The sequence below is a fragment of the Pseudomonas sp. GM24 genome (assembly GCF_000282235.1).
GTDB lineage: Bacteria > Pseudomonadota > Gammaproteobacteria > Pseudomonadales > Pseudomonadaceae > Aquipseudomonas.
This window is the reverse complement of the sequence record NZ_AKJR01000195.1, coordinates 1-6,559: the sequence shown is the minus strand read 5'-3', so window position 1 is coordinate 6,559 and position 6,559 is coordinate 1. Positions and strand designations below refer to the sequence as shown.

At 59.0% G+C, this 6,559-nt stretch carries 8 protein-coding genes; 5 read left to right on the top strand and 3 right to left on the bottom strand.

The window, feature by feature from the left end; translation table 11 throughout:
- Window positions 1-178 precede the first annotated feature (178 nt).
- A complete protein-coding gene (locus PMI23_RS21150; protein ID WP_007916307.1) occupies window positions 179-1,396 on the top strand; it encodes a class I SAM-dependent methyltransferase in 1,218 nt (405 codons plus the stop codon).
- A gap of 24 nt (window positions 1,397-1,420) precedes the next feature.
- Here the strand turns inward: PMI23_RS21150 and PMI23_RS21145 are convergent, their stop codons facing one another.
- Complete coding sequence (locus PMI23_RS21145; protein ID WP_007916309.1) at window positions 1,421-2,311, bottom strand: DMT family transporter; 891 nt, start codon at window positions 2,309-2,311, stop codon at window positions 1,421-1,423.
- A gap of 269 nt (window positions 2,312-2,580) precedes the next feature.
- Between PMI23_RS21145 and PMI23_RS21140 the strand changes: the two genes are divergently transcribed.
- From PMI23_RS21140 to PMI23_RS21130, 3 genes are all read left to right on the top strand, one after another.
- Window positions 2,581-3,162, top strand: a complete 582-nt coding sequence (locus PMI23_RS21140) for a DJ-1/PfpI family protein (protein WP_007916312.1) — start codon at window positions 2,581-2,583, stop codon at window positions 3,160-3,162.
- A gap of 13 nt (window positions 3,163-3,175) precedes the next feature.
- Entirely contained in the window at window positions 3,176-3,481 is a 306-nt protein-coding gene (locus PMI23_RS21135; RefSeq protein WP_007916314.1) for a ribbon-helix-helix domain-containing protein, read from the top strand.
- A 192-nt stretch (window positions 3,482-3,673) separates the two neighbouring features.
- Window positions 3,674-4,018 (top strand): YegP family protein, encoded by a 345-nt coding sequence (locus tag PMI23_RS21130; RefSeq protein ID WP_007916316.1) that lies wholly within the window; start codon window positions 3,674-3,676, stop codon window positions 4,016-4,018.
- Window positions 4,019-4,156: 138 nt separating this feature from the next.
- Here PMI23_RS21130 and PMI23_RS21125 read toward each other — a convergent pair whose 3' ends face one another.
- Both PMI23_RS21125 and PMI23_RS21120 read right to left on the bottom strand, forming a co-directional pair.
- The gene (locus PMI23_RS21125) at window positions 4,157-5,038 is read right to left on the bottom strand and encodes a dihydrodipicolinate synthase family protein (RefSeq protein ID WP_007911519.1); all 882 of its coding nucleotides are present in this window, start codon (window positions 5,036-5,038) and stop codon (window positions 4,157-4,159) included.
- Between the two features lie 22 nt (window positions 5,039-5,060).
- Window positions 5,061-5,843, bottom strand: coding sequence for an aldolase (locus tag PMI23_RS21120; RefSeq protein ID WP_007911518.1), 783 nt, complete (start codon window positions 5,841-5,843; stop codon window positions 5,061-5,063).
- 106 nt (window positions 5,844-5,949) lie between these two features.
- On the opposite strand from PMI23_RS21120, the gene PMI23_RS21115 reads away from it, so the two are divergent.
- Window positions 5,950-6,492 carry a helix-turn-helix domain-containing protein gene (locus PMI23_RS21115; RefSeq protein ID WP_007911509.1) on the top strand — a complete coding sequence of 181 codons (543 nt, stop codon included), beginning with the start codon at window positions 5,950-5,952 and terminating at the stop codon, window positions 6,490-6,492.
- Window positions 6,493-6,559: the final 67 nt, after the last annotated feature.

Sequence of the window (6,559 nt, the reverse complement as noted above, 5' to 3'; positions counted from 1 at the left end):
AATCGTTCAAGTCGGTGTATCTCGTCAATATCCCCCAATCAGTCCCCTCTACCTCTGGGAGAGGGCTAGGGTGAGGGCCGCTTTTAAAACCGTTGGGTAAATAAGAGCGTGTCCCCAACCCCCATCACCCCTAAAATACCCGCCATTCCCGATTTCGCCCGTCCGAGGCCGCTTTTCCATGTCCGTTACTGCACCTGCCACCAAGCCCGCGCCCGATCACCACGCCCAGTTCATCGAGCTGCTGCAAACCAGCCTCGACCAGAACGGCTTCATCAAACTGGTGCTGGCCAAGTACATCGGCGAAGAAGTGGATTTGCAGCGAGTCATCATCAAACCGGTGACGGTCAAGGCGCAGCCGAATCTGTCGTTCGTCTATCGCTACAAAACCCGCGACATCACCAAAAACCTGACCCTGGTCGACGGCGTGGCGGCGATTGCCGCGCTGTTGCCGGCCTCGTTCAAGAATGCGCATTTACTCGCGGTAACTGACGAAGCTCAGCTGGAATACAGCAAAAAGGGCAAGCCTTCGCTGTTCAAGAGCAAACCTCAGCAATTGCGCGAGGCGCCGTCCGCCGAGCACAACCGTGAGAAAAACCGTTTTCTTGAGTTGAGCCGACCGTTCCTCAAAGACTTGGGCGTGACCAACGCGCAACATGAGCTGATCCCGGCGATGTCGCGCAAGTGGAAGCAGATCAACAAGTTCATCGAAGTATTCAGCCATGCCCTGACCTCGTCGCCGCTGGCGCTGGACCAACCAGTACGCGTGGCGGATTTCGGTTCGGGCAAGGGCTATTTGACGTTCGCGATTCACGATTACCTGCGCAACACGCTTAAGGCGGAAGGCGAAGTCACCGGCGTCGAGTTGCGCGAAGAGATGGTCAACCTGTGCAACGCTGCCGCCGCGAAACTCGATCATCCGGGGCTGGTGTTCAAGTGCGGTGACGTGCGCAGCGTGGCGCCGAGCGAGCTGGATGTGATGATCGCCCTGCATGCCTGCGATATCGCCACCGACTACGCGATCCACACCGGCATCCGCTCAGGCGCGTCGATCATCATGTGCTCGCCGTGCTGCCACAAACAGATTCGCCTGCAGATCCAGAGCCCGGCGCTGCTCAAACCGATGTTGCAATACGGTTTGCACCTGGGTCAGCAGGCGGAAATGGTCACCGACAGCCTGCGTGCGTTGTTCCTTGAAGCCTGTGGTTACGAGACCAAGGTGTTCGAGTTCATCTCGCTGGAACACACCAACAAGAACAAAATGATTCTGGCGGTGAAACGCGCCGAGCCGGTCGACCCAGCGCAGTTGTTGGTGAAGATCGAAGAGTTGAAAGCGTTCTACAACATCAGCGAACACTGCCTGGAAACCTTGCTGCGCGCGGATGGCTATCTCGCCTGACTCGGTCCCTACAAGGTTATGTGTTCAAGCTGTGGCAGGTTGCGCCGGGCGCACCGCGGTTTTACGACCGAGCATGACCGTTGCAATCACGCCACAGGCAAACAGCCAGGTAATCGGCTCGACATGTTCACCAAAGAACAGCGCCGAAAACGCGATGGTGAAGAAGATCTGCAGCAACTGGATCTGACTGACCCGAGCAATCCCGCCCATGGCCAGCCCGGCGTACCACGCAAAGAACCCGAGAAACTGCGAAAACAGCGCCACATACCCAAACGCCCACCAGGTCTTCGCCGATACCGCGCCCTGATGCTGAAGCGCCAGATACAGCACCGGCCCGATCAACAGCGGCGTCGACAGCACCAGCGCCCAGCAGATCACCTGCCAGCCACCCATCTCCTTGGCCAACCGGCCACCTTCGGCGTAACCCAAGCCGCCGACGGCAATCGCGCCGAGCATCAACAGATCACCGGCCTGAATACTGCCGGCCCCGGTGTACAACGCATAACCGAGCACCAATGCACTGCCCAACGCCGCACAGGCCCAGAAGGCTTTCGATGGACGTTCGTGGGACAGCCATGCGGCATAGAGCGCAACGCACAATGGTTGCAAGCCGTTGACCAGTGCACCGTGGGACGCGGGCAAGGTTTGCATGGCCCACGCCGACAACACCGGAAAACCTAGAATCACCCCGGCGATCACCAGGCTCAGGCCTTTGATTTGCTGCCAGGTTGGCCACTTTTCGCGCCGCCATAACAGAAGCAGCGCCGCCGGAATCGCTGCGAACAATGCGCGGCCCAAACCGTTGAGCAGCGGGTGCAGTTCCTGCACCACGATGCGGGTGAAGGGCAGGGTGAGGCTGAAGATCACCACGCCGAGCAGGCCGAGGGCCATGCCGGTGTTTTCGCGCGAGGACATGATGGGGACCGAAATTGAAGGTGGTTGGGAATGACCTTCATCAAGCCATAAACCGGGCGTTGCGGGCTGTTACAGCTAGGCACAGACTTATCCGTACAGTTTGCTGACGCCATCGCGAGCAGGCTCACTCCTACAGTTGAGATGCCTACCCCTGTAGGAGTGAGCCTGCTCGCGATGGCGTCAACTCGGTAGTAGCCCGTTGTTACCCGTCACTGTCGAATAGGTCTACCTTGAATACTCCCAAGCATTCCACCAGAGGAGACCTCCCCATGGCCGCGAAAAAGATCCTGATGCTGGTCGGCGATTACGTCGAAGACTACGAAGTGATGGTGCCATTCCAGGCCCTGCAAATGGTTGGTCATACCGTCCACGCCGTATGCCCGGACAAGGCTGCCGGCAAAACCGTGCGCACCGCGATCCATGACTTTGAAGGCGATCAGACCTACAGCGAAAAGCCCGGTCACCTGTTCGCCCTCAACTTCGACTTCGCCAAGGTCAGCGAAGCCGATTACGACGCGCTGTTGATCCCCGGCGGTCGTGCCCCGGAATACCTGCGCCTGAACGAAAAAGTCCTCGACCTGGTGCGTGCCTTCGACAAGGCCGGTAAACCGATTGCTGCCGTTTGCCACGGCGCGCAACTGCTGGCAGCAGCGGGCATTCTGGAAGGTCGCGAATGCAGCGCCTATCCAGCCTGCGCGCCGGAAGTGCGACTGGCGGGCGGGACGTACATCGATATTCCGGTGACGGACGGCCACGTTCAAGGCAATCTGGCCACGGCGCCGGCATGGCCGGCGCATCCGAACTGGCTGGCGGGTTTCCTCGGCTTGCTCGGCACTAAAATCACCCTGTAACGAGGATCCGCTGATGTGCGAGCTCTACGTCAAGGCTGACCCGATTCTTTATGAGTCACGCTCGCGTTCGCTGCGCATCTGCGGCGTGGTGACGACGCTGCGCCTGGAGAATCAGTTCTGGGACATCCTCAGCGAAATCGCCGAGGTCGACGGCATGACCACCAACCAACTGATCGCCAAGCTGTATGAAGAGGTGATGGATTATCGCGGTGAGGTGGTGAATTTTGCCTCGTTCCTGCGGGTGAGTTGTATGCGCTATCTGAGTCAGCGGCGGGTGAGTGCGCCGGAGTTGTCGGTGGTGCGGGCGGTGGTGAAATAGGCCAGACCGGGTTGACCCCATCGCTGGCAAGCCAGCTCCCACAGGTATTGTGATGCGGCACAGTTATAGGGCACACAACAGACCCCTGTGGGAGCTGGCTTGCCAGCGATTGGGCCGGTACAGGCGACAGAAGGCTGGGGCTGGTCTTTACTCATTTGCGCGAAATCTCTCAATCGCCAAGGAGCAACGAACATGTCCGGATGGTACGAACTCAGTAAAAGCAGCAACGGCCAGTTCAGGTTCGTGTTGAAAGCGGCGAATGCCGAAACGATTCTGACCAGCGAGCTGTACACCACTCGCGCAGCGGCCGACGGCGGCATCGCGGCGGTGCAAACCAACAGCCCGCTGGATGAACGCTACGAGAAGAAATCGACGAAGGACGGCCATCCGTACTTCAACCTGAAAGCGGCCAATCATCAGGTCATCGGAAGCAGCGAAGCGTATTCATCGGATGCGGCGTGCGATAAGGGCATTGCCAGCGTCAAGGTGAACGGGCCGAGCAAAGTGATCAAGGACAAGACTTTGCCGGTTCTCTAAACCCGCTTTCAAATCCAACACCATTCCTGTGGGAGCTGGCTTGCCAGCGATGAGGCCATTTCATTCAGCATTGATGTTGAATGATTCACCGCCATCGCTGGCAAGCCAGCTCCCACAGGTTTTTGCGTTGTCAGTGGATCAGCGCAGGGTTTTCAGGATTGCTTGCAGCTGCGTCTGGCCCGCCTCACTCAACGGGAATACCGGCAAGCGCGGATCACCCACCTCCAGCCCGGTCTGACGCAATCCGGCCTTGATCGTCGCCGGCAACCCACCCTTGAGGATGAAATCCAGCAGCGGCAACTGGCGGTAAAACAAATCCCGCGCGCGATCCAGATCGCCGGCGATGGCCGCGTCATAAAGATCCAGATTCAACTTCGGGATCAGGTTCGGCGCCGCCGTGCACCAGCCTTTCGCCCCGGCGGCAAACGCCTCCAGCGCCAGCGGATTGCAGCCGTTGTAGAACGGCACCTGACCTTCACCGAGCAATTGCAGCTTGTGCATGCGCTGAATATCGCCGGTGCTCTCCTTGACCATGGTCACGTTGTCCACGGCATTGACGATGCGCAGAATCAAATCCACCGACATGTCAGTGCCGCTGGTGGCCGGGTTGTTGTAGAGCATGATCGGCACGCCGATGCGCTCGCCGATGGCGCGGTAGTGGGCGAGGATTTCCGCTTCGCTGAGTTTCCAGTACGAAGCTGGCAGCACCATCACCACATCGGCGCCATGGGCTTCAGCGAAACGCGCGCGGCGTACGGCTTTGGCGGTGGTCAGGTCGGACACGCTGACAATGGTCGGCACGCGTTTGGCCACATGCTTGATGCTGAACTCGGCGACCTGATCCCACTCCGCGTCGCTCAGGTAAGCGCCTTCGCCGGTGCTGCCCAGTGGGGCGATGGCGTGGACGCCGCTGTCGATCAGGCGATCGATAGATTGTCCGAGCGCTGGCAAATCCAGCCCTTCGCCATTGGCGCCGAACGGGGTGATGGTGTAGCCGATGATGCCGTGAATAGTGGACATGGGAATCTCTCCGTAACAGGTTTCAGTTCAGGCAATCGGCGTGTTGGCGCAGGTTCTGCCGGGCGTAGTAGTTGAACGCAGCGGCGTGGCGCTTCGGCTTGGCGATCCAGTCGTGCGCCTCACGGCCCAGCTCAGGGATGATCGGTTTGATCGTGCCGGCGGCCATCGCCAGCAGTTGCAGTTTGGCCGCGCGTTCGATCAATTGAGCGATGACGCAGGCTTCTTCAATCGTCGTACCGGTCGACAGCTGACCGTGGTGCGAAAGCAGGATCGCGCGTTTGTCGCCCAGCGCACCGGCAATCAGCTCGCCTTCTTCGTTGCCCACCGGCACACCCGGCCAGCCTTCGAGAAATGCGCAGTCGTCGTACAGCGGGCACAGGTCCATGTGGGAAATCTGCAGCGGTACTTCCAGCATCGACAACGCCGCCACGTGGGTCGGGTGGGTGTGGATAATGCAATTCACATCCGGGCGTGCGCGGTACACCCAGCTATGGAAACGGTTGGCCGGGTTGGCCATGCCGTGACCTTCGAGGACTTCCAGATCCTCGTTGACCAGCAACAGATTGCTCGCGGTGATTTCGTCGAAACCCAGGCCCAATTGCTGAGTGTAATAGGTGCCGGGCTGCGGGCCACGGGCGGTGATTTGGCCGGCGAGGCCTGAGTCGTGACCGTTCTCGAACAGAATCCGGCAAGTCAGGGCCAGCTTTTGCCGGTCCGTCCACGTATTATCCGCCAGGCTTTTTTGCATCTGGGTCAGTGCTTGCTTGACCAGTTGGTCTTTGGGTAGTGCTAATGTCTTGGCCATGTCTGTGTCCTTTGGGTGATTGCAAATGACACGAAAGAGGCTATATGACACAAAGTGTCATTGGCAAGCACAAATCGTCGCTTCCTTGCTGGAATAACCGCCGCGCATGTCTATCCGTTTGAAATTGTTAAGAAAAAAACTTGGCGTAACCCTTGAGGCGCTGGCCGAAAAGTCCGGCATGACCAAGAGTTATCTGTCGAAAGTCGAGCGCGGGCTGAACACCCCGTCGATTGCTGCCGCGTTGAAACTGGCGAAGGCGTTGAACGTGAAAGTCGAGGAATTGTTCTCCGAAGACAACGTCAGCCTCGACAGCTACAGCCTGGTGCGCAGCCATGAGCGCCAGTCATTGGCGGCCAATGACCAGAGTCCGGGATATGCCGTGCTCGCGCATCAGGTCAGCGAGCGCAACCTGCTGCCGTTCATCATCTACCCGCCGAGCGAGTTCACTGACAAAACCTTCAAGGAGCATTTGGGCGAGGAGTTTCTGTTCGTCCACGAAGGGCAGGTTGAAGTGGATTTCATGAACGAGAAGGTGCTGCTGGAGCGCGGTGACGCGCTGCACTTCAATGCGCAGAAACCACACCGGATCCGCTCGGTTGGCGAGGTGCAGGCGCAGTTGCTGGTGGTGGTACACAGCAGCGAAGAATGAGGTGCGCCCCAAAAGCTTCGCCAGCAGGCTCGCTCCCACAGGTTGAATGCATTCCAAATGTGGGAGC

Excerpts from the sequence above, each read along its gene's own strand:
- PMI23_RS21150 (WP_007916307.1), top strand. The coding sequence starts at position 179 with ATGTCCGTTACTGCACCTGCCACCAAGCCCGCGCCCGATCACCACGCC.
- PMI23_RS21145 (WP_007916309.1), bottom strand. The coding sequence starts at position 2,311 with ATGTCCTCGCGCGAAAACACCGGCATGGCCCTCGGCCTGCTCGGCGTG.
- PMI23_RS21140 (WP_007916312.1), top strand. The coding sequence starts at position 2,581 with ATGGCCGCGAAAAAGATCCTGATGCTGGTCGGCGATTACGTCGAAGAC.
- PMI23_RS21135 (WP_007916314.1), top strand. The coding sequence starts at position 3,176 with ATGTGCGAGCTCTACGTCAAGGCTGACCCGATTCTTTATGAGTCACGC.
- PMI23_RS21130 (WP_007916316.1), top strand. The coding sequence starts at position 3,674 with ATGTCCGGATGGTACGAACTCAGTAAAAGCAGCAACGGCCAGTTCAGG.
- PMI23_RS21125 (WP_007911519.1), bottom strand. The coding sequence starts at position 5,038 with ATGTCCACTATTCACGGCATCATCGGCTACACCATCACCCCGTTCGGC.
- PMI23_RS21120 (WP_007911518.1), bottom strand. The coding sequence starts at position 5,843 with ATGGCCAAGACATTAGCACTACCCAAAGACCAACTGGTCAAGCAAGCA.
- PMI23_RS21115 (WP_007911509.1), top strand. The coding sequence starts at position 5,950 with ATGTCTATCCGTTTGAAATTGTTAAGAAAAAAACTTGGCGTAACCCTT.